At 72.1% G+C, this 21,819-nt stretch carries 18 protein-coding genes; 13 read left to right on the forward strand and 5 right to left on the reverse strand.

All coding sequences use genetic code 11. The annotated features are described in order from the left end of the window. Positions 1-9: 9 nt before the first annotated feature. The 3 genes from PSED_RS17850 to PSED_RS17860 all read left to right on the forward strand — a co-directional run bounded on the left by PSED_RS17850 (position 10) and on the right by PSED_RS17860 (position 3,121). Positions 10-1,230, forward strand: coding sequence for an arginine deiminase (locus PSED_RS17850; RefSeq protein WP_013675642.1), 1,221 nt, complete (start codon positions 10-12; stop codon positions 1,228-1,230). A 76-nt stretch (positions 1,231-1,306) separates the two neighbouring features. Further along, the gene (locus tag PSED_RS17855; RefSeq protein ID WP_013675643.1) at positions 1,307-2,494 is read left to right on the forward strand and encodes an FAD-binding domain; all 1,188 of its coding nucleotides are present in this window, start codon (positions 1,307-1,309) and stop codon (positions 2,492-2,494) included. A gap of 6 nt (positions 2,495-2,500) precedes the next feature. Beyond that, positions 2,501-3,121 carry a TetR/AcrR family transcriptional regulator gene (locus PSED_RS17860; protein WP_013675644.1) on the forward strand — a complete coding sequence of 207 codons (621 nt, stop codon included), beginning with the start codon at positions 2,501-2,503 and terminating at the stop codon, positions 3,119-3,121. Positions 3,122-3,203: 82 nt separating this feature from the next. Here the strand turns inward: PSED_RS17860 and PSED_RS17865 are convergent, their stop codons facing one another. Together PSED_RS17865 and PSED_RS17870 are read right to left on the reverse strand one after the other, a co-directional pair. Continuing rightward, positions 3,204-4,088: an IS5 family transposase gene (locus PSED_RS17865; protein ID WP_013675645.1), complete on the reverse strand. Its 885-nt coding sequence runs from the start codon at positions 4,086-4,088 to the stop codon at positions 3,204-3,206. A gap of 77 nt (positions 4,089-4,165) precedes the next feature. Next, the gene (locus PSED_RS17870; RefSeq protein ID WP_202946295.1) at positions 4,166-5,743 is read right to left on the reverse strand and encodes an amidase; all 1,578 of its coding nucleotides are present in this window, start codon (positions 5,741-5,743) and stop codon (positions 4,166-4,168) included. Positions 5,744-6,026: 283 nt separating this feature from the next. Between PSED_RS17870 and PSED_RS17875 the strand changes: the two genes are divergently transcribed. From PSED_RS17875 to PSED_RS17885, 3 genes are all read left to right on the forward strand, one after another. Then, a complete protein-coding gene (locus PSED_RS17875) occupies positions 6,027-8,117 on the forward strand; it encodes a hydantoinase/oxoprolinase family protein (protein ID WP_013675647.1) in 2,091 nt (696 codons plus the stop codon). A gap of 24 nt (positions 8,118-8,141) precedes the next feature. Then, positions 8,142-10,121: a hydantoinase B/oxoprolinase family protein gene (locus tag PSED_RS17880; RefSeq protein WP_013675648.1), complete on the forward strand. Its 1,980-nt coding sequence runs from the start codon at positions 8,142-8,144 to the stop codon at positions 10,119-10,121. An 88-nt stretch (positions 10,122-10,209) separates the two neighbouring features. Next, positions 10,210-12,546: a penicillin acylase family protein gene (locus tag PSED_RS17885; RefSeq protein WP_013675649.1), complete on the forward strand. Its 2,337-nt coding sequence runs from the start codon at positions 10,210-10,212 to the stop codon at positions 12,544-12,546. A gap of 23 nt (positions 12,547-12,569) precedes the next feature. Here the strand turns inward: PSED_RS17885 and PSED_RS17890 are convergent, their stop codons facing one another. Then, positions 12,570-13,673, reverse strand: coding sequence for a PucR family transcriptional regulator (locus PSED_RS17890; protein WP_041759810.1), 1,104 nt, complete (start codon positions 13,671-13,673; stop codon positions 12,570-12,572). Between the two features lie 198 nt (positions 13,674-13,871). Between PSED_RS17890 and PSED_RS35680 the strand changes: the two genes are divergently transcribed. Then, a complete protein-coding gene (locus PSED_RS35680) occupies positions 13,872-14,252 on the forward strand; it encodes an enoyl-CoA hydratase/isomerase family protein (protein WP_158511326.1) in 381 nt (126 codons plus the stop codon). A gap of 42 nt (positions 14,253-14,294) precedes the next feature. Here the strand turns inward: PSED_RS35680 and PSED_RS17895 are convergent, their stop codons facing one another. Next, positions 14,295-14,786 (reverse strand): carboxymuconolactone decarboxylase family protein, encoded by a 492-nt coding sequence (locus tag PSED_RS17895; RefSeq protein ID WP_013675651.1) that lies wholly within the window; start codon positions 14,784-14,786, stop codon positions 14,295-14,297. 98 nt (positions 14,787-14,884) lie between these two features. Here PSED_RS17895 and PSED_RS17900 point away from each other — a divergent pair, with 98 nt between their 5' ends. After that, positions 14,885-15,454, forward strand: a complete 570-nt coding sequence (locus tag PSED_RS17900; protein ID WP_013675652.1) for a nuclear transport factor 2 family protein — start codon at positions 14,885-14,887, stop codon at positions 15,452-15,454. Between the two features lie 348 nt (positions 15,455-15,802). Continuing rightward, complete coding sequence (locus tag PSED_RS17905) at positions 15,803-16,705, forward strand: S1 family peptidase (RefSeq protein ID WP_013675653.1); 903 nt, start codon at positions 15,803-15,805, stop codon at positions 16,703-16,705. An 11-nt stretch (positions 16,706-16,716) separates the two neighbouring features. Here PSED_RS17905 and PSED_RS17910 read toward each other — a convergent pair whose 3' ends face one another. Beyond that, entirely contained in the window at positions 16,717-18,087 is a 1,371-nt protein-coding gene (locus PSED_RS17910; RefSeq protein WP_013675654.1) for a replication-associated recombination protein A, read from the reverse strand. A 292-nt stretch (positions 18,088-18,379) separates the two neighbouring features. Between PSED_RS17910 and PSED_RS17915 the strand changes: the two genes are divergently transcribed. From PSED_RS17915 to PSED_RS17930, 4 genes are all read left to right on the forward strand, one after another. Then, on the forward strand, positions 18,380-19,633 hold the full coding sequence (locus tag PSED_RS17915) for an aminotransferase-like domain-containing protein (RefSeq protein WP_013675655.1): 1,254 nt from the start codon (positions 18,380-18,382) through the stop codon (positions 19,631-19,633). Positions 19,634-19,644: 11 nt separating this feature from the next. Next, positions 19,645-20,136 (forward strand): Lrp/AsnC family transcriptional regulator, encoded by a 492-nt coding sequence (locus PSED_RS17920; protein WP_013675656.1) that lies wholly within the window; start codon positions 19,645-19,647, stop codon positions 20,134-20,136. Between the two features lie 9 nt (positions 20,137-20,145). Continuing rightward, positions 20,146-21,300 carry an aminotransferase class I/II-fold pyridoxal phosphate-dependent enzyme gene (locus PSED_RS17925; protein ID WP_013675657.1) on the forward strand — a complete coding sequence of 385 codons (1,155 nt, stop codon included), beginning with the start codon at positions 20,146-20,148 and terminating at the stop codon, positions 21,298-21,300. 229 nt (positions 21,301-21,529) lie between these two features. Further along, positions 21,530-21,739 (forward strand): hypothetical protein, encoded by a 210-nt coding sequence (locus PSED_RS17930; RefSeq protein ID WP_013675658.1) that lies wholly within the window; start codon positions 21,530-21,532, stop codon positions 21,737-21,739. The last annotated feature ends 80 nt before the right edge of the window (positions 21,740-21,819 follow it).

The raw sequence follows: 21,819 nt of genomic DNA on the forward strand, positions 1-21,819 counted from the left end.
CTCGGCCACATGTACCGGGTGGACTCGGAGGTCGGCACGCTGCGCCGGGTGGTCGTGCACCGCCCCGGGCTCGAGCTCAAGCGGCTCACGCCGGGCAACAAGGACCGGCTGCTGTTCGACGACGTGCTGTGGGTCGCCCGCGCACAGGCCGAGCACGACCGGTTCGCCGCGGTGCTGCGCGAGCGCGGCGTGCAGGTCGACCTGTTCGGCGACCTGTTCCGCGAGACCCTTTCCGTCCCCGCGGCGCGCAAGCACGTCCTCGACACCGTGGTCGACGACCGGATCTACGGCCCGCCCGCCGTCGAGGGCCTGCGCCGGTGCTTCGACGAGATGGACCTCGACACCCTCGCGGAGCACCTCGTCGGGGGCATCACCAAGCGCGAGGTGCTCGAGCGGGTCCCCGAGCCCCGCTCGATGGCCTTCCACGTCCTCGGCCTCGACGACTTCGTCCTCGAACCGCTGCCCAACCACCTCTACACGCGCGACACGTCGGTGTGGATCCACGGCGGGGTCGCGGTGAACTCGATGCGCCGGGAGGCCCGCCGGCGCGAGTCGCTGCACTGGGAGGCCGTGTACCGCTGGCACCCGGGGTTCGCGGGTGCCGACTTCGCGACCTGGTCAGACGGCGCGGCCGCCGGCCCGGCGACCGTCGAGGGCGGGGACGTGCTCGTCGTCGGCGGGGGCGCGCTGCTCGTCGGACTCTCCGAACGCACGACGCCACAGGGCATCGAGCTCCTCGCCCGGCGGCTGTTCGCCGCGGGCGAGGTCGACCGGATCGTGGCGTTGCGGCTGCCGTCCGCACGCGCGCTCATGCACCTCGACACCGTCATGACGATGGCCGACCCGGAGACCCTCGTGACCTACGCCGGGCTGGGCATGCTGCCCGCCTACACCGTCCGGCCCGGCGCGAGCCCCGACGAGATGGACGTGACCGACCATCCGCCCGCCGACATGCACACCGCGATCGCCGCGGCGCTCGGGGTGCCGCGGCTGCGGGTGCTCACCGCCGCGCAGGACGTGCACTCCGCCGAGCGCGAGCAGTGGGACGACGGGTGCAACGTGCTGGCCGTCTCCCCTGGCGTGGTTGTCGCCTACGAGCGGAACGTCACCACGAACACCCACCTGCGGCGCAACGGCATCGAGGTCCTGGAGATCCCGGGGGGCGAGCTGGGCCGGGGCCGCGGCGGGCCGCGGTGCATGAGCTGCCCGGTGCTGCGCGACCCCGCCTGAGCACGGCCGGGGCCCCACGGGGGGCGAACCGGCGTAGACTGATGGTCGAACCGGTGGTCCAGACAGGGAGGCGGACATGCGGGTGTTGATCGTCGGTAGCGGGATCGCCGGGCCCACGTTGGCCTACTGGCTGGCCAGGACGGGGCACGAGCCCACCCTTGTCGAGCGTGCGCCGCAGCCGCGGCGCGGCGGGTACCTCGTCGACTTCTGGGGTGCCGGGTTCGACGTCGCCGAGCGGATGGGCATCGCGGCGGAGCTGCACCGCTCGGGCCACCACCTGACCGAGGCCCGCTCGGTCGACCGCCGCGGCCGGCGGGTGGCCTCGTTCCCGGCGGAGGCGGTCGTGGGAGATCTCGGCGACCGCTACGTCACGATCGCCCGCTCCGACCTGGCCTCGACGATCATGTCCGCGCTGGACGGACGCGTCGAGACCCTGTTCGGCGAGACGGTCGCGGCGGTCGACGACGTCGACGGGGCCGTGCACGTGCGCTTCGCGAGCGGCACGTCCCGCGACTTCGATCTGGTGGTCGGCGCCGACGGGCTGCATTCCGCGGTGCGCACGCTCACCTTCGGTGCGCAGGAGCAGTTCGAGCGCTACCTCGGGATGGTCGTGGCCGTGTTCGAGGTCGAGGGGTACGCGCCCCGGACCGAAGGTGCTGCCGTCATGCACGCCGACGTCGGGTTCCAGCTGCTGCGGGTGTCGCTGCGCGACGACGTCACGATGTTCTGCGTCTCCCTCCGCCACGACGACGGCCTCGCAGCCGTGCCGGACGGCCCGCAGGAGCAGCAGGCGCTGCTGCGTCACCGGCTCGCCGGCGCCGGCTGGGAGACGCCGGCCGTACTGGACGCGATGGGCGCGGCCCGCACGTTCTTCTTCGACCGCGTCAGCCAGATCCGGATGCCGTCCTGGACGCGGGGACGGGTGGCGCTGGTCGGCGACGCGGCGGCGTGCCCGTCGTTCCTCGCCGGTCAGGGTTCCGCGCTGGCGATGGTCGAGGCCTACGTCCTGGCCGTCGAGCTCGCCCGTGCCGACGGCGACCATGCCCGCGCGTTCGCCCGTTACCACGAGCGTCTCGGCCCCCTGCTGCGGTCCAAACAGGACGCAGCCGTGGGCCTCGGACTGGCGTTCGCACCGCGGAGCAGGGCCGCGCTGGCCGTGCGGAACGTCGCGATGCGGCTGATGGGCCTCCCCTACGTGCCGAACCTCGTCATGGGCCGCAGCCTGCGCGACGCCGTCGAGCTGCCGGCCGTGCCGGTCGCCTGAGCCGCCGTGGTCCGCCCTCGCTTCGCCAGACTCCCCCCGGCCCAGCAGCAGGCGATCCTGCGCGCCGCGCTCGACGAGTTCGCCACCCACGGCTTCCACGACGCCTCGCTCAACCGGGTCATCGACGCCGCCGGCATCTCCAAGGGCTCGATGTACTACTACTTCGACGACAAGGCAGACCTGTTCGCACACGTCGCACGGGTCGAGTTCGAGCGCCTGCTCGCCGACGTCGGGCCCGTCGCCCGCCCGCCCGAGCCCGGCCCCGACGCCTTCTGGTCGGCCGTCGAGCGCTTCTACCGCGACGCCCTCACCCGGCTGGCCGCCCACCCCCGGGTGGCCTCGCTGGCGCGCACCTGGCTCGGGGCGTCGGAGAACCCCGCCCTCCAGCGGGCGCAGCTCGAGCTGGAGGCGACGGTCATGCCGTGGCTGGAACGCGTTCTCGTCCTCGGCCAGTCCAGCGGTGCGGTACGCACGGACCTTCCGTCCGACCTGCTGATCGCCGTCGCGATCGGCATGGGCAGGGCGATGGACACCTGGCTGCTGTCCCGACCGCCCGACGACACCGCGCCACCGCCGACCGGCGCGCTGGTCGGGATGCTCCGCCGCGCCCTCGAACCGCAGACGTGAACGGCTCCGCGGCGGCCGTCGGCACCGGCCGACCGTCGCCGCCGGTCCTGCCCGCTCAGAGAGTGTTGTAGAACCTCGGTGGTCAGTCTTTGAGGTCTTCTGCTAGTCGGCGGGCGGCTTCCTTCTCAATGTCACTGCGGGGAGCGGGGAGTTCCTCACCGGCGAGGCGGGCGGCCATCAGCCGGATCATCGCGAACTTGATCATCGCCTCGGCGTGGGCGGTCTTGCGTTCGTAGTCCCGGGCCAACCGTCTACACCTCGTCAACCAGCCGAAGGTTCTCTCGACCACCCACCGGCGGGGCAGCACCTGGAACCCTTTCACGTCGGCGTTACGCGGCACCGCGACCACCTCCAGCCCCTCACTGCGCCGGGCCCAACCGACCAGGCCCGCGTCCACCGAGTTGACATAGCCGCCGTCGACCCACACCAACCCGAGCAGCGGGAACCGGGCCCGGGCACCGGACAGCATCAACCGGGCCCCGGCCCGGTCCTGCACCGACGCCGAGTGCACCACCACGTGCAGCACCAGGCCCAGGGTGTCGACCAGCAGGTGGCGCTTGCGGCCCCGGACGCGTTTACCGGCGTCGTAGCCGATCTGTTCACCGCCCTCGCTGGACTTCGCCGACTGGGAGTCCAGCACCGCCGCCGAGGGCTGCGGGTCACGCCCGTCGGCGATGCGGACCCGTTCACGCAGCACCTCGTGGACCCGGTCCCAGGTGCCGTCGCGGGTCCAGGCCCGAAACCACTGGTAGGCGATGCTCCACGGGGCCAGATCGTGCGGGACCAGCCGCCAGGCGCACCCGCTGACCAGCACATAAGAGATCGTGTCGATGATCAACCGGCGGGAGTGCACGTATGGGCGTCCGCCCAACACCGCCGCCGGGCGGGGCAGCAACGGCTCGATCAACACCCACTGGGCGTCGGTCACCGAGGAGTCATACGCCGGTTTGCAGGTACAGACACACACCCGACCGGATGATCAACAGGTCCGGGCGACTACTACGGCCGCCACGCCGAGTGATCACCAGGTTTCACAACACTCTCTCAGACCGCCGAGATCGGAGGCCGTCGATGCGCCCATGGGGCTTCGGCCTCCAGCTGGCCGGCGAGGCCGAGCAGGATGTGCTCCTCGCCGAGTCTCGCAACGGCCTGGACCCCGACAGGCAGTCCGTCGGCCGTCCAGTGCAGTGGCAGGGAGACCGCCGGCTGCCCCGTCGCGTTCTGGAGCTGCGTGAACGGCGCGAACGACCACATCCGTCGACGGACCTCGAACGGGTCCGCGCCGGGCTCGGTCACGAACGATCCGATGGGCACGGGCGGCAGTCCGAGCGTCGGGGTGAGCATCACGTCGAAGTCCTCGTGGAAGCGTGCGACCTGCCGACTCACGGCCTGTAGGTCCTGCACGGCCGTGAGGTACTCGCCACCGCTGATGTTCTCGCCGCGTCGGGCCATCAGCCACACCAGCGGCTCGATCTCGTCCTCGCGGGGCTCCCGTCCCCGCAGCCGCGTGACGTCGCGGAGACCGGCGGCGACGGCCACCGCGAGCATGCGGGTGAAGTTGCCGAACAAGACGTCCTCGTCGATGGCGGGCCGGGCCTCGACCACCTTGTGCCCCAACGACTCGCAGAGCGCGGCGGCGTGTCGAACCGCCGCCCGGCACTCCTCGTGGATGGCGTTCCCGCCGTATGTGTGCTCGGTGAACGCGATCGTCAGCGGCCGATCCACGCGGCCGGTGGCCTCGAGGAACGTCGTGGGCGGATTCCCGAACCAGTACGGCGCACCCGTGTCCGGCCCGTGCGTGGCGTCGAGGGCCGCCGCGGTGTCGCGCACGCTGCGGCTGACGACGTGTTCGGCGACCAGCCCTCCCCAGACCTCGCCGTAACGGGGGCCGAGCGGATTGCGGCCCCGGCTCGGCTTGAGGCCCACCAGCCCACAGCACGACGCCGGGATGCGGATCGACCCGCCGCCGTCGTTCGCGTGTGCGAGAGGGACGAGGCCGGCCGCGACGGCCGCAGCTGCCCCGCCGCTCGAACCGCCGGTCGACATGTCCGGGTTCCACGGATTCCGGGTCGCACCGAACAGTACGGGCTCGGTCGAGGGACCGACGGCCATCTCGGGCAGGTTGGTCTTGCCGAGGATGATCAGGCCCGCTGCCTTGTACCGCCTCGTCAGCTCCGCGTCCTCGCTCGACACGTTGCCCTCGAGGAACCTGCTGCCCGCCCGGTAGGGCTGTCCCGCGTACTCGGCGAGCAGGTCTTTCAACAGGAACGGGACGCCGTGGAGCGGCCCGGTCGGAGCAGCCGCCGACGGGGCCCGCCGCGCGGCTGCCAGGCCTTCGTCGAACATGTAGTGGATCACCGCGTTGATCCGTGGGTTGAGCGCCTCGATCCTCGAGATGGCCGCGCGCGCGAGCTCTTCGGAGGTGACCTCGCCCTCGCGGACGAGCTCTGCCTGACCGACTGCGTCCACCTCAGCGGCTACCGACATTCCTCGACGACCTCCGGCTTCGTCCCGCCGCCGGCGTCCGCGGACGCGGTACCGGCACCTACGCACGACGGTAGGCGGCGGTGTGCCCGGGATCGATGGGCAGACATCGAGTGCCGCCGCCTCGGGGCTCGACATGTGCTCAACGACCGCGGGAGCGAGGCGGCCGCCGGGACCGCGGCGAGGACGCCCCGGACGTGTGCGGGCGCACCGAGTTCGGGTGACCCGACGCCTCCTCCCGCCCACCGGACTGCAACTGCACAACCGGTCCCGGTCAAGGCTGTGAGCCTGTCGCTTGTGACGCAACGTGCCCGCGTCTGTACTGGGCTCGCCGGTCCGCGTGTGCCAGGTCACCCCACAGCGGGTCCGATTCCAGCGGCCGCCCACCCACCGGCAGTCGAGCAACCGAAAGGGACACCACATGACGTGGCGAGTTGGCATTGACATCGGGGGGACGTTCACAGACGTCGTCGCGATCGAGGAGGAGACCGGACGGCGTGTCTACGAGAAGGTCCCGTCGACCCCCTGGGATCCCTCGGAGAGCTTCGCGAACGGGCTCGACGGCCTGACCGGGCACGGAGTCGCCGCCGACGAGACGACCATGGTCATGCACGGCACCACCGTCGCGACCAACGCGATCCTCGAGAGCAAGTACAGCGAGGCCGGCCTGATCGTCGCCCACGGACACCGCGAGGTCCTCGAGTGCGCTCGCCAGACCGTGCCGGGCGGGTTCGGCAACATCGCCTACTGGGAGAAGCCACCGCGGGTGGTGCCGCTCGAGCTCGTCCGTGAGGTGAAGGGCCGCATGGCCCATACCGGGGACGAGATGGTTCCCCTCGACTCCGAGTCCGTCCGCGCGGTCGCCGAGGAGTTCAGGAGCATGGGGATCGAGGCCGTGGCGGTCTCGTTGCTCAACAGCTACCGCAACCCGGTCCACGAGGAGGCCGTCCGCGCGATCTTCACGGAGGTCTACCCGGAGTGCTACCTCACGCTGTCCTCCGAGCTGAGCCGGGAGTACCGCGAGTACGAGCGCACGCTGAGCACCTGCCTCAACACCGCCCTCATGCCCGCCCTGACGCGCTACGTCAAGCAGCTGTCCAGCGCGATCGCCCGCAGCGGCGGCAAGTCCGAGCTGTTCGTCATGCAGTCCAACGGCGGCCTCGTCCCGGATGCGGACATCGCCACCCAGCCGATCAAGGCCGTCCTGTCCGGCCCGGCCGCCGGTGTGCTGGCCGCGTGCGCCTTCGGACGAGTGGCCGACGAGCCGGACCTGATCACCCTCGACATGGGCGGCACCAGCACGGACATCTGCCTCATCGAGAACGGGCGCCCGCACATGCTGGCCGAGGGCAAGATCGAGCACTACAACATCAAGACTCCGATGGTCGACATCACGACGCTCGGCGCCGGCGGCGGCTCGATCGCGACGATCGTCGGCGACGACTCCCTGCGCGTCGGACCCCAGAGCGCCGGTGCCAGCCCGGGCCCGGCGGCCTACGGCAAGGGCGGCACGCAGGCGACGGTGACCGACGCCCACGTCGTCCTCGGCCGAATCCCCGAAGCCACGCTGGGCGACGGGTCGATCACGGTCGACCGCGACGCCGCGCGCAAGGCCATCGCCGACAACATCGCCGACAAGCTCGGCGTGACCCCGGAGGAGGCGGCGCTCGGCATCCTCCGGCTCGCGAGCGAGAACATGGCCCGCGGCATCAGCCTGACCAGTGTCGCCCGCGGACGCGACCCGCGCCGGTTCACGCTCTTCCCGTTCGGCGGCGCGGGAGGCCTGCACGCGTGCCGGTGTGCGGAGATCATGCAGACCCGGAAGGTCCTCGTGCCGCTGGCCCCGGGTCTTGCCTGTGCCGAGGGCCTGCTCATGACCGACCTCCGGACGGATGCCGTGTACACCTACGTGCGGCGCGAGGACGAGATCGACCTGCCCGAGCTGCAGCAGGCCTACCGCAAGATCGCGGAGGAGGCGCTCGCGTCCGCCCGCCGCGAGAGCGTCGACCAGCAGCGGGTCGGCGTCGAGACCTTCCTCGACTTCCGCTACAGCAGCCAGGCGTACGAGATCCGCGTACAGGTCGACTCCCACTACGACGGCGACCCCAACGAGCTGTCCGAGGAGGCCTGGCAGAAGGCGATCGAGGAGTTCCACGCCGCTCACGAGCGGACCTACGGCTACTCCTACAAGGGCCAGGACCCCGTGGAGATCGTCGCGCTCGCGGCGGCCGGCATCGGGGAGCTCCGTCGGCCGCCCATCAACGAGGTCGCGTCGAAGAACACCGGCTGGGACGAGGCGAACCTCGGTGACACGCAGGTCTTCTTCGAGGCGAAGGCCGGTCACGAGGGTGGCTGGGTGTCGACCCCCGTCTACCCCCGCGACGGCCTGCCCGTCGGCCTGTCGACCTCCGGACCGGCGATCGTGGTGCAGGAGGACGCGACGTTCGTGCTGGAGCCGGGCTGGTCGATGACCGTGGACAAGAACGGCCAGATCCTCGCCACCCGCGACTGACCCGCGCCTCGGACGGAGACCGACATGACCCAGGAAATCACGCACTTCACGATCGACATGACCCCGTACGAGGACCGCACGCGGTTCGAGCCCATGCGGCTCAAGAGCTGGCCGCGCGACGACGCCGCATGGGAGCGCATCCAGAAGCTGAAGCCGACGCTCGACTCCCTCACCATCGACGTCATCGGCGGCGCCCTCCAGTGGGCCGTCGAGGAGGGCGAGGCCGTCGTCGAGCGGATGGCGCGCAGCAGCATCATCCGCGAGCAGCACGACTACCGCGCCTCGATCAACTCGATCGACTGCGACAACGTGACCACGGTGTCGTGGGCCGCGACCGCCGACCCGATCCGCGACACCTACTCGCTCGAGGAGATCCTCCCGGGCGACGTGTACATCTACAACGACGTCCACGGTTCGTGCGCCACGATCGGCCACCTGCCCGACTACTGCATCGTCATCCCGATCTTCGGAGAGGGCCGCCTCATCGGCTTCTCCCAGGTGTTCGGCCACGTCACCGACGTCGGCGGCGCGGTGCCCGGCAGCTGGCCCATCCGTTCGACCAGCATCTACGAAGAGGGCACGATCTGCCCGGTCGTCAAGCTGTTCGACGCCGGCAGGCTCAACGCGGACGCGCTGAAGATCCTGCTGCGCAACAGCCGCTTCCCGGGCGAGCTCCAGGGCGACATCGACGGGTTCATCGCCTGCGCGCGGCTGATGGAGCGCCGGGTGCTCGAACTCGTCGACCAGTACGGCGCGGACGTCGTCGAGGCGGCGTTCTACGCGATCATGGACCGCTGCGAGAGCGACGCTCGCGCACACGCGCTGCCCAACATCCCCGACGGCACCTACGTCGGCGAGGACTTCATCGAAGAAGACGGCATCTCGAACAAGCCCATCAAGATCAAGTACACCATCCACAAGGACAAGGACCGCATGGTGATCGACGCCAGCGGGACCGGTCCGGTGGCGGAGGGCCCGGTCAACTGGGCGATGGACGGCCGCCACTACATCAAGTGGCTCGGCGCCTTCCTCGCCGGCGAGGCAGGCCAGGAGCTCCTCGTCAACGAAGGCATGGGCCGGGTGATGCAGATGATGATCCCGCCCGACACCGTCCTGTCGGCGCGGCATCCCGCACCCGTCGTCGACCGCATGGAATGCATGCTGGTCATGATCAACGCCTACACGGCGGCGCTGGCGAAGGCGCACAAGGGAAACGTCATCGCCGGGATGATGAACATCCAGCTCTACGGCATCTGGGGCCACGACGACGACGGCAACGAGTACCTCTACCGCGAGATCTTCGGTGCCGGCTCGGGTGCACGCCCCTGGGCCGACGGGACCGACACCGTCGACCTCGTCCCCCACTCCAAGAACCTGCCAGCGGAGTTCATCGAGCAGCGGTACCCGATCGTCGTCGAACGAGTCGGCCTCTACAAGGACTCCGGCGGGGCCGGGCTCTACCGGGGCGGGCTGGGGTACCTCAAGGACGTGCGCTGCCTCGCCGACGGGTTCCTCTCGATCACCGCGTACCGCACGGTGTTCGGCCCGTTCGGCGTCAACGGCGGCAAGGCCGGCCTCCCGGGCGTGTGCTGGATCAACCCCGGCACACCCGACGAGGTCAAGCTGGTCCACCGTCAGCAGATGGTCCCGGTGAAGAAGGGCGACATCGTCCGTATCACGACCCCCGGCGGCGGCGGATGGGGCGACCCGCTCAAGCGCGACCCCGAAGCCGTGCGCCTCGACGTCCACCGCGCCCTCGTGTCGCCGGAGAGCGCTCGTGACCACTACGGAGTCGTCCTCGTCGACAGCGACGACCCGCGCCACCCCATTGCGGTCGACACCGAGGCGACCGCCGACCGACGGCGCGAGCTCGCCGCCAACCGCGCCCCGCTCAAGCTCATCGACCGCGGCGAGGCCTTCAACAAGATGGTCGAGGAAGGCCTCATCGAGGTCAGTGACTACGACGACCTCGCCTACGACGAGAACGGCAACCCGGTCGGCTGACGGACCGCGCGACGCCGGGGTGACGGCCCGACCCGTCCCCCGGCGTCGCGGCCTGCCCTCTCCCATCCGCACCTCTCTAGGAGTCACGATGAGTCAGCAGGACGTGCCTGCCGACCGACGCGTCCACGATGTCCCCGGTCTCGGATCGCCGGTCGAGATGGTCATCGACCGTTGGGGCGTCACCCACATCTACGCCTCGTCGTCGCACGACGCGTTCCTCGCCCAGGGCTACAACGCCGCCCGCGACCGGCTGTGGCAGATCGACCTGTGGCGACGCCGCGGCCTGGGGCTCCTGTCCGAGGTGTTCGGACCGCAGTTCGTCGAGCGTGACCGGGCCGCCCGGCTGTTCCTCTTCCGCGGCGACATGCGCCAGGAATGGCTCGCGTACGGTTCCGACACCAAACGGATCGCGTCCGCGTTCGTCGCCGGCGTCAACGCGTACGTCGATCTGGTGCGTTCCTCGCCCGACCTGCTGCCGCCGGAGTTCCGCCGGCACGGCTACCTGCCGTCGCACTGGCACGCGGAGGACGTCGCCCGCATCCGCAGCCACGGCCTGTTCCAGAACGTCCGCGAGGAGGTCGCCCGGGCGCGGACGGTCAGGGACTACGGCGCCGCGGTCGAGGAGCTGCGCAAGGCCCGGGAGCCGTTCGTCCCGCTCACGGTGCCCGACGGCCTGGACCTGCACGCGATCCCCGACGACGTCCTCGACGTCTACGAGCTCGCGACGACCTACCCGGACTTCACCGAACCCGCCCGCGTGCCCTCCTCGGCCGCCGTCCTGATGGAGGGCAGCAACAACTGGGTTCTCGGCGGGCAGGTCACCGAGACGGGGCGGGCGATCGTCGCCAACGACCCGCACCGGGCGCTGTCGCTGCCGTCGCTGCGCTACCTCGTCCATCTGAGCACCCCCTCGTTCAGCGTCATCGGCGGCGGGGAGCCGGCACTGCCCGGGGTCTCGATCGGGCACAACGGCGCGCTGGCGTTCGGGATGACGCTGTTCAGCGTCGACCAGGAGGACCTCTACGTCTACGAGCTCGATCCCGACGACCCGACGCGCTACCGCTACGGCGACGGCTGGGAGCGGATGCGGGTCGAGCGCGACGTGGTGCCGGTCCGGGGAGGCACCGAGGTCGAGATCGAGTTCCTCTTCACCCGGCACGGTCCGGTCGTCCGCACGACGCGGACGCACGCGTTCGCCGTCCGCGCCGCGTGGCTCGAGCCGGGCATGGCACCCTACCTCGGCAGCGTGGACTACATGCGGGCCACGGACTTCGAGAGCTTCGGCGCGGCCATGAACAGATGGGGCGCGCCCGCGGAGAACCAGATCTACGCCGACGTCCACGGGAACATCGCCTGGAAGGCGGCCGGACTCGCCCCGCGTCGCCCGAACTGGGACGGGACGATGCCCGTGCCGGGCGACGGACGCTACGAGTGGGACGGCTTCTACGACGCCGACGAGCTGCCCGGGATCGAGAACCCCGAGCCGGGATGGTTCGCATCGGCGAACGAGATGAACCTCCCGCCCGACCATCCCGCGGGGAAGACGGTCACCCACGACTGGTACGCACCCGATCGGAAGCACCGTATCGACGCGGCGATCGCGGGCGGACTGGTGCGGTCGGTCGGCGACGCCGCCCGCTTGCAGAACGATGTGACGAGTCTTCCTGCGCAGCGGATCCTCCGGGTTCTCGGGCCGCTCACCGACGGCGACGCCGCGCCCGGCCTGGCGATGCTCAGGGAGTGGGACGGCGTCCTCGAGGCGACGTCGGCGGCCGCGGCTCTCTTCGAGGTGTGGCACCGGCGCCATCTGCGCCCGGCGGTGCTCGCCGCAGCGCTGCACCGCCTGCTGCCTGCCGCCGAGGTCGACGATGCGGTCGCCCGACTCGTGCCCGACGAGTCGCTGCTCGCCGACTCGCGGGTCCTGCTCGACCTGCTCGAGGATCCCGGCGATCGCCTCGGACCGGACCCGGCCGACACGCTGCGCCACGTCATGATCTCGTCGCTCAAGGCCGCGTTCGCCGAGTGCGAGTCGCTGATGGGCAACGACCCCGCGACGTGGGCGTGGGGACGGCTGCACGTCTCCGTGCTCCGTCACCCCCTCGGGGTCACCGACGACCGGACCGGAGACGTCGTGACGGTCGGGCCGGTCCCTCGTGGTGGGAGCGGGGACACGGTGTGCGACACCGCCTACGACTCCGCCTTCGTGCAGACGGGCGGATCGACGTTCCGTGTGGTGATCGACGTGGGCGACTGGGACGCGTCACTCGCGCTGAACCACCCCGGCCAGTCCGGCGACCCGCGCTCACCGCACTTCGCCGACCTCGTGGACGGCTGGGCGCGGGGGCAGTACTTCCCGCTGCTCTACAGCCGGTCCGCCGTCGAGTCGGCGGCCGAGCTGGTGCTCGAGCTGCGGCCTCCGGACTGAGTACCGCTCGGTCCTCGTGCTCGCTACGGGGTGCCGCCGGCCGGCTTCCCGGCGCTCATCGCGAAGAGGAAGCCGGCCGCGTCCCGAGGTCGGCGGACGTCCACACCGGTCAGGCTGCGGAGGCGTTCGAGACGGTTCAGCACCGTGTTCCGATGACAGAAGAGCTCGCCGGCGGCGCGCGAGACCGTGCCGTCCCCGTCACAGAACACCCGCGCGGTCTCGAGGAGCACATCCCCGTCCTGCACGTTCTCCAGACAGCGATGGATCCGGTCGGCCAACGCCTGGGTCACGAGCGGAGCCTGGGTCGCCGCGACCGAGAGCCACGCATCCTCGAGCAGGCCCGGCGAGCTCCGGTCCTCGGGGAGCGCCGCGAGGATGTCCGACGCGATCCTCGTCGCGCGCGGCACCTCGTCCAGCCCGTGAGCCGGCGGGGCGACGGCACACCGGATCCCCCCGAGGCAGATCATGACGCGCTTGTCCTGCTCCTGCGTGCTCTGGATGACGAGCAGGTCGCCACCTTCGACCTCCTGGTAGTGGAAGGACCACCGCAAGGCCATGAGCGCGTCGCGCGCGTCACGGAGACGCCCCGCGTGCTCGCGGGTCGCGATCACGACCCGGAACCGCCCCTCCACCGGGAGCTCGAGCACCTCCGCCGCGTTCTTGACGACATCGGGACGCTCCCCGTCGCACTTGAGCAGGCGTCGGAACCACTCACGTCGACGGTCGTCGGAAAGGTCGTCGAGTTCGTTCGACCGACGTCGGTAGGCCTCGGTGATCCGTTGCGTGTGGTCCTCGACGATCGCCCAGATCGCCGGGGCATGCTGCAACAGCGCTGCCGCCTCGTGGTCGTCCGCCTCCGCCAGCATCGCCTCCCAGACGACCTGGAAATCGCGGTTGGCCGCGGCCTGCACCTCGCTGAGCGGGACACCCTGCTCCGCCCGCCGGACCCCGACCCGGTGGGACACCTCGGCGAGATGCTCGGCGACCTCGAACCCGGCGATGCGACGCCAGATGAGCTCGAACACCTCGAGTGCCTTCGCCCGGAGCTCGTCGTGATCGACCCACGAATCGCCGTACAACCCGGACCGCCTCAGCAGCACGAGCCATGCGCGGTACTGGTCGTCCACCCGGGGCAGGCAACGACCCGCCACGGCCCTGAGCGCATGTCGCGAGGACTCGTCCACGTCGGGGTGACCCACATCGTCACGATAGGGCAGGCGAGCTGATGCCGACGTGCTCCAGTCGGCCTGAATGTCCGTTTCTCCGAATGTCCTCACCGTGATGCAGGATCGGGTCGTGCCGCACCGCCCCATCCGGCTGTCGCGGTGATCGTCCTCGAGGGAGCCGGGCGCGCGTTCTGCTCCGGCGCCGACCTCGACGACCCACCCGGACCGGCACCTGTCGGCGGCTCACCGGAAACCAGGCGAGAGGCCGCCCGCTTCGGCGAACGTGCCGTCCGCGCGATCCGCGAGGCCCGGCCGGTCACCGTCGCGCGCGTCCACGGCCACGCGATCGGCGGCGGCCTCCTGCCGGCAGCCGCCAACGACATCCGGGTCGCCGGAGCTGGGCGCGGGCGCTGCGCGCGAGTTGATCCTTCTCGGGACCGAGGTGCCTGCCCCGGAGGCGAAGCGTCCCGGGCTCGTGCACGACGTGGCCGACGGGATCGCCGCCCTCGACGCCGCGGTCGCCGAACGGGTCAGCCATAAAGGTGGCCCTCCGGCGACGCCGCACGACCCGGACGCCTCGGGTCACCTGGCCGACGGAGAGAGGCGGACCGGACAGGCGACGGCGAGGTCCAGCACCGCGTTGATGCGGCCCAGTGCCAGCCACTTCGACGTCGACACGACGAGCGCCACGATCTCGGCGGGCTCGAACGTCGCTCGCATGCGTGACCAGAACGGCTCGTCGAACGCCTGCGTCCCGGCGACGAAGCGCTCGGCGAACTCGATCGCCAGCGCCTCCTCGGGGGCGTAGCGGTCGCGGAGGTCCGGATCCCCGACGCCGGTGTAGAACGCCTCGTCCATCCCGTGCGCCGCGAGGTCGTCCACCCGGGTGTCGCGGCACACCTGGCAGCCGTTCAGCTCGGCGACGCGCATCCGCGCCGCCTCGGCGACCCGGACCGGCAGCCGGGTGTCAGCCTGGACCGTCGCGCTGAAGGCCTCCGTCGCCGGGCCGAGCTCCGGGCACAGCTGCCACAGCGGGGCGCGGCCCTCGCCGGGCGGCAGGTCGAACGGGCTCATCCGCTACTCCTCATAATCCATGTATATGATGATGATGTCAGGGCGGTCCTCCGAGGTCGAGCCCGCAGCGCCCCGATCCCTTCGTCCGGAGTGAGCCCATGACCATCGACGACGACCGGCTGCGCCCGCTCCTGGACCGGGCCGAGATCCACGACGTGCTGATGCGCTACTGCCGCGGGGTCGACCGTGCCGACGTCGAGCTGATCCGCTCCGTCTACCACCTCGACTCCGTCGACGACCACGGCTACTGGACCGGCCCCGGCCCGGACTTCGCCGAGTTCATCGTCGGACGGCTGACGGCGAACGCGCTGCGCACCACGCACGCCGTGGCGAACGAGCTGATCGAGCTCGACGGGGACACGGCGCGGGTCGAGACCTACGTCTTCGCCTACCTGTGGCGGGCGACCGGGGACGGCGGGAGCGCCGAGGCGCTCGACGTGTTCGCCGGTCGCTACGTGGACCTGTTCGCGCGCAGGGACGGGCAGTGGCGGATCGCGAGCCGCACGGTGGTGCACGACTGGTCGTGCACCCCGCAGGTCCTCCCACCGGGGTTCGGGCTGCCCCTGGACACGTTCGCGCAGGGCACGCGCGACCGTTCCGACCACTCCTACGGGCTCCTGGGGACGAGCGGCGCGGCGCAGGTCCCACCCTCGGCACGCGCGCGATAGACGGCGCACGACCGGCTCGGCGGCGCCCATGTCGGCCGCGCGGACGAGGCCCGGCTCGGCGGTGCGGTGACCCGCGTCCTGCGGAGTCCGGTGCCCGTCCGCCCCGGCCGTCGGAGGTTCGTCACTCCTGCCGCACCGGCCCACGAGCCGATCCACGGCCCAGCGACGAGACCGCCCGGCCACGTCGCCACGCGCATCGTCGCGACGGTGCCGGCGCGCGGGTCGGCTCCGGCCCGTGGAGCGGGCTGCGTCGCGTCGGGTGACGATTCGGTACGTCTCGGACACGGGGCGTGACCGCGGTGGGGACCGGTCGTTCAAGGGGGTAGCCACCGGCAGAAAGGCCCGCTCGTGCCCTCCCGTCTCCGCCGCGCCCTCTGCGGCGTCGCACTGGTCGCCGCCACCGTCACCACGGCGCTGGGGATGACCGTCTCCGCCGGGGCCGCCGACGCCGCGCCGGTCACCGCTCTCCTCGACCCCGCGGCCGTGATGGGCCTGCTCGACGCCCGCGCCGCCCTGGGACTGCCGGCGGAGATCGCCGACTACGGCGTCGACGAGCAGGCCCACCGCGTCGTCGTCGATCTCACCGGTGCCGGTCGCACGCCCGCCGTCGACACGTTGCTGTCCGGGATCGACCCGTCGGTGCTGCAGGTGCACACCGGCGTCCCGGCGCCGCACCACGACGCCGCGCTCGAGGGCGGCGACACGATCGTCAGCGGCGACCTGCGCTGCACCGCCGGGTTCCCCGCGACCGGTGGCGGGCGCACGTGGCTGCTCACGGCCGGGCACTGCACGCGCGGTACCGGCACGTGGTCGGTCGAGACGGCGGACGGCGAGCTGGTGCCGATCGGGTCGGGCGCCCGCACGGCGGCGGCGGGCACCGACGTCGGCGCCGTCCCGGTGACCGCCGGCGGCTGGCACGTCCGGGCCGCGGCCGGCACCGTCGCGGTGCGCGGCGCGACCGAGGCGGGCCCCGGCGCGGCGGTGTGCCTCTACGGTTCGACGAGCGGGAAGGTGTGCGGCACCGTCATCGCCCGCAACCGCACCGTCAACTTCGACGGCACCGTCCAGTACGGGATGACGGCGACGACGATCTGCTCCGCCGAGGGCGACTCCGGCGGACCCTACGTGACACCGTCGGGGCAGGCGCAGGGCATCCACAGCGGCGGGGGCATCGGCAGCGGCTGCACCAGCTACTTCACGCCGGTGTCGGTCGCCGTGTCGGCGTTCGGCCTGCGGCTGTCGACGAGCTGACCGGCGGCCACTCAGCCCCGGGCGTCCCCCCGGACCGCGCGGCGCAACCGCGGGAGCCGCTCCGCGAGCACCCGCTCGGACCCGCGCGTCGTCGGGACGTAGTAGTCGCGGCCGACCAGGTCGTCCGGCGGGTACTGCTGGGCGAGCACGCCGTCGGCGTCGTCGTGCGGGTAGCGGTAGCCCACGGCGTTGCCGAGCTTCTCGGCGCCGGAGTAGTGCCCGTCGCGCAGGTGCGGGGGCACCGAACCGACCGCCCCCGCCCGGACCTCGGCCATCGCGGCGTCGATCGCCGTGATCACCGCGTTGGACTTCGGCGCCGTGGCCAGGTGCAGCGTGGCCTGGGCCAGCGCGATCCGTGCCTCCGGCATCCCCACGAGCTGCACCACCTGCGCCGCGGCCGTCGCGGCCTGCAGCGCCGTCGGGTCGGCGAGGCCGATGTCCTCGCTCGCGTGGATCATCAGCCGGCGGGCGATGAACCGCGGGTCCTCCCCCGCGACGATCATCCGGGCCAGGTAGTGCAGGGCCGCGTCGGGATCCGACCCGCGGATCGACTTGATGAAGGCGCTGATGACGTCGTAGTGCTGGTCGCCCGCCCGGTCGTAGCGGACGGCGACCTCGGTCACGGCGCGCTCGACGTCAGCGAGGCCGATGCTGTGCCCGCCTGCCGACCGCACCCCGTCGGCCGCGGCCTCGAGCGCCGTCAGCGCCCGCCGCGCGTCGCCCGCCGCGAGCCGGACCAGCGCGTCCTCACCGTCGTCGGCGAGCTCGACCGAGCCGCCCAGGCCCCGCCCGTCGACGACGGCGCGACGCAGCAGGGCGCGCAGCTCGTCGGGTTCCAGGGAACGCAGCTGCAGGATCAGCGAGCGCGACAACAGCGGTGAGACGACCGAGAACGACGGGTTCTCGGTGGTCGCCGCCACGAGCAGCACCAGCCGGTCCTCGACGGCGCCGAGCAGCGCGTCCTGCTGCGTCTTGGAGAAGCGGTGCACCTCGTCGATGAACAAGACCGTCGACCGGCCGTCACGGTCGAGGCGGCGCCGCGCGTCCTCGATCACCGCGCGCAGCTCCTTGACCCCCGCCGAGAGCGCCGAGAGCGCGACGAAGTGCCGGCTGCCGCCACCCGAGCGGGCCATGAGCCGCGCCAGGGTCGTCTTGCCGGTGCCGGGCGGGCCGTAGAGCAGCACCGACGCGGGCGCCCCACCCTCGAGCAACCGGCGCAGCGGCGCCCCCGGCCCGAGCAGGTGCCGCTGGCCGACGACCTCGTCGAGCGAGCGCGGCCGCATCCGCACCGCCAGCGGCGCGCCCTCGCGGACCTGCGGCTCGGCGGGCCCGCCGAACGCGTCGTCCGGCTCGGCGATGTCGAAGAGACCGTCGGTAGTCATCGACGACCAGCCTGCCACCGCGGCCCGACAACCCTGCGCCGGCCGTCCGCGCACACCCGGCGGCGTCGCCGGGACGTTTCGGATACTGGGATCACAGTTCCGGATCGCAGGATGCTGGCGGAGAATGGGCTACGGGACGGGCCCACCCGGTCGCGTCCCGTTCCTCTCGCAGTGATCGATCCGCGCGGGACCGCGGTCGGGCGCCGAACCAGCGCCCGACCCCACTCCGTCGTCCGACGACGGAATGCCCGCCCCGCGTCCGCCGGGCGGTCACCGCGACCGGGAGGCCGACATGTGCTCCGCACCCGCACGTCCCGTCCATCCCGCCCCGGAGCCCGTCCCTGCAGGCCCTGTGCCGCTGGCGGCCCGGATGCGGGCCGTCCGAGGCTCGGCGATCCGTGACCTGCTGACCCTCACCGCGCGCCACGACGTGCTCAGCCTCGCCGGCGGGCTGCCGGCCGTCGACCTCATGCCGCACGAGCGCATCGCCGCCGCCACCGCCCGCGCGCTCGCCGCACCGGCGGCCGTCCAGTACAGCGAGACGGCAGGCATCGGCGCCCTGCGCGAGGCCGTCGCCGCGCACGAGTCGGCCCGGACGGGCCGCGACCTGGGCCCCGCCGACGTCGTCGTGACGAGCGGGTCGCAGCAGGCGCTGGACCTGCTCGCCCGCGCGACGCTCGACCCCGGCGCGGCGGTCGTCGTCGAGGATCCCGCCTACGTCGGGGCACTGCAGGTGTTCCAGGCCGCGGGCGCGGTGCTGCACGGCGTCCCCGTCGACGCCGACGGCATGGACCTCGACGCGCTCGAGCGCCTGCTCGACGGGGGTCTGCGGCCACGCCTGGTGCACACCGTCGCGAGCTTCCACAACCCGCGCGGGGTCACCCTGTCCCAGCAGCGACGGGCCCGCCTCGCGCGGCTGGCCGACAGGTACGGCTTCCTCGTCGTCGAGGACGACCCGTACGGACTGATCGCGTTCGAGGGACCGCCGCCGGTGCCGGTCGCGGCCCACGGCGACCGGGTGGCGCGGCTCGGCAGCGCGTCGAAGATCCTCGCGCCCGCCCTGCGGGTGGGCTGGCTCGTCGCGCCGCCCGAGGTGGGCGCGGCCGTCGAACGGCTCAAGCAGTCCACCGACCTGTGCGGGTCGGCGCTGACCCAGACCGTCGCGGCGGAACTGCTCGCCGACACCGACTGGCTGCAGCGCCATCTCGACGGCCTGCGCGTGGCCTACCGATCCCGGGCCCGCGCGTTCACCGCGGCCGTCGACGAGGCGTTCGGCGACGCCGTCGAGCGCAGCACCCCGACGGGCGGGATGTTCTGCTGGCTGCGGTTCACCGACGGCCGCGACACCTCCGCCCTGCTGGCCCGCGCGATCGAGCACGGCGTCGCGTTCGTGCCGGGCTCCGCGTTCGCCGTGCACGACCCGCTGACATCGGCCTTGCGCTGCAGCTTCGCGACCTACCCCGAACCCGTCCTCCAGGACGCGGTGCGCAGACTGGCCCGCGCGGCGGCGCCCTCGACGGCCCCCTCGACGGCCACGGCGTCGTAGGGTTGGCGACCGTGCGGGAGATCCTCGAATTGCTGGAGCGTGACTCGGCGCTGAGTCACGACACCATCGCGACGATGCTCGGCCTGCCGGTCGAGGAGGTGTCGGCGCGGATCGCGGAGTGGGAGGCCGCGGGCGTCATCCGGCGCTACAAGGCCGTCGTCAACTGGGAGGCCGTCGACGACACCATCGCCCGGGAGAAGGTGGTGGCGTTCATCGACGTCGCGGTCGCGCCGGCGCGCGGGGTCGGCTTCGACGACGTCGCCCTGCGGATCTCCCGGTTCGACGAGGTCAGGAGCGTGCACCTCGTCTCCGGCGGGCACGACCTGCGCTGCACCGTCGTGGGTCGCGACATCCGCGCGGTCAGCGACTTCGTGAGCCAGCGGCTGTCGACGATCGACCGGGTGCAGTCGACCGCCACGCACTTCGTCCTCAAGACCTTCAAGCGCGACGGCGACGTCTTCGCCGAGCCGGAGCCCGACCACCGGCTCCGCGTCACCCCGTAGGAGGTCCCGGTGAAGCCGCTCAACGAGGTCATCTCCGCGTGTCCGCCGTCGGGCATCCGGCGGTTCTTCGACATCGCCGCCGAGATGGACGACGTGATCTCCCTCGGCGTCGGCGAGCCCGACTTCGTGACGCCCTGGCGCATCCGCGAGGCCGGCATCTACGCCCTCGAGCACGGGTACACGACGTACACGTCCAACGCGGGCCTTCCCGCGCTGCGGATGCTGATCTGCTCTCAGCTGCAGGAGCGCTACGCCGCGGAGTATGCGTGGGACAGCGAGTGCCTCATCACGACGGGCGTGTCCGAGGGCCTGGACCTCGCGCTGCGGGTGCTGCTCAACCCCGGCGACGAGGTGATCGTCCCGGAGCCCTGCTACGTCGCGTACGAACCGTGTGTGGCCTTCGCGGGCGGGGTGGCGGTCACCGTGCCGACGCGCTGGGAGGACGGCTTCGCGATCGACGTCGACACCGTCGCCGCGGCGATCACCCCGCGCACCAAGGCGATCCTGATCGGGTCGCCCGCCAACCCGACCGGTGCCGTGCAGCCCCGCGCCGCGCTGCAGGCGCTCGCGGAGCTCGCCGCGCGGCACGACCTGTACCTGATCTCCGACGAGATCTACGACCGGCTGACCTACAACGGCGTGCACACCTGCCTCGGCGCGATCCCGGCGGCCCGGGAGCGGACCGTCGTGCTCGGCGGGTTCTCCAAGGCACAGGCGATGACGGGTTGGCGCGTCGGCTGGATCTGTGCGCCCCAGCCGATCGCCGAGCTGTGCGTCCGGGTGCACCAGTACACGATGCTGTGCGCCCCGCACGTCTCCCAGCTCGCCGCGGTCGAGGCGTTGACCTCGGCCAACACCGACGTCGAGGAGATGGTCGCCGACTACGACCGACGGCGGCGGGTGTTCGTCAAGGGACTGCGCGAGACCGGCCTGGAGTGCCCCGAGCCGGAGGGCGCGTTCTACGCGTTCCCGAGCATCCGATCGTCGGGACTCGACTCCGAGACCTTCGCCGAGCGGCTGCTCAAGGAGCAGGGCGTCGCGGTCGTACCGGGGAACGTCTTCGGGCCGTCGGGCGAGGGCCACGTCCGGTGCTCCTACGCGACGGCGCTGCCGCTGCTGGAGCAGGCGGTCGATCGGATCGGGGACTTCCTCCGGTCGCTCTGAGGCGGGAGGCGACGGGTCGGGCCGAGGGGCCCGACGCGGGCCGGCGGCCGAGTCCGGCCGGCACGGCCGATCGTCACGGCCGGTCGTCACGGCCGGTCGTCACGGCCGGTCGTCGGACGTCCGAGAGTCGCCGGTCCGAGGGTCGGGGCCGGGACGGAGTTGCGGGATCGCAACGCGCCCGGGGCACGTCGTTCACAGTTCCGCAACAGCGTTGCGGCACGCTGCCGACATGGACGCCACGAGCACCCGTCACGGGGCCTGCCTCACCTGCGCGCGGCCCCGCACCCTCGACGACGTACACAGCCTCGAGTGGAGCAGCGAGCACGCTCCCGACGGCACCATCGGTTTCCGCTGCGGCCCGTGCACCCGCGAGCAGCTGTGGCGGATCGAGGCGCTCCTCGCGCCCGAGCCCGTCGCCGCGGCACCCGTCGCCGCCTGACGTCCGCCCGCCGGGAGCGGCCACTCCCAGAGATCCGGGCGCTCGTGGACGCGCGCGTTCGTCGCGTCGTCGTGCACGGC

Source organism: Pseudonocardia benzenivorans CB1190, from assembly GCF_000196675.2.
Classification (GTDB): Bacteria; Actinomycetota; Actinomycetes; order Mycobacteriales; family Pseudonocardiaceae; genus Pseudonocardia; species Pseudonocardia benzenivorans.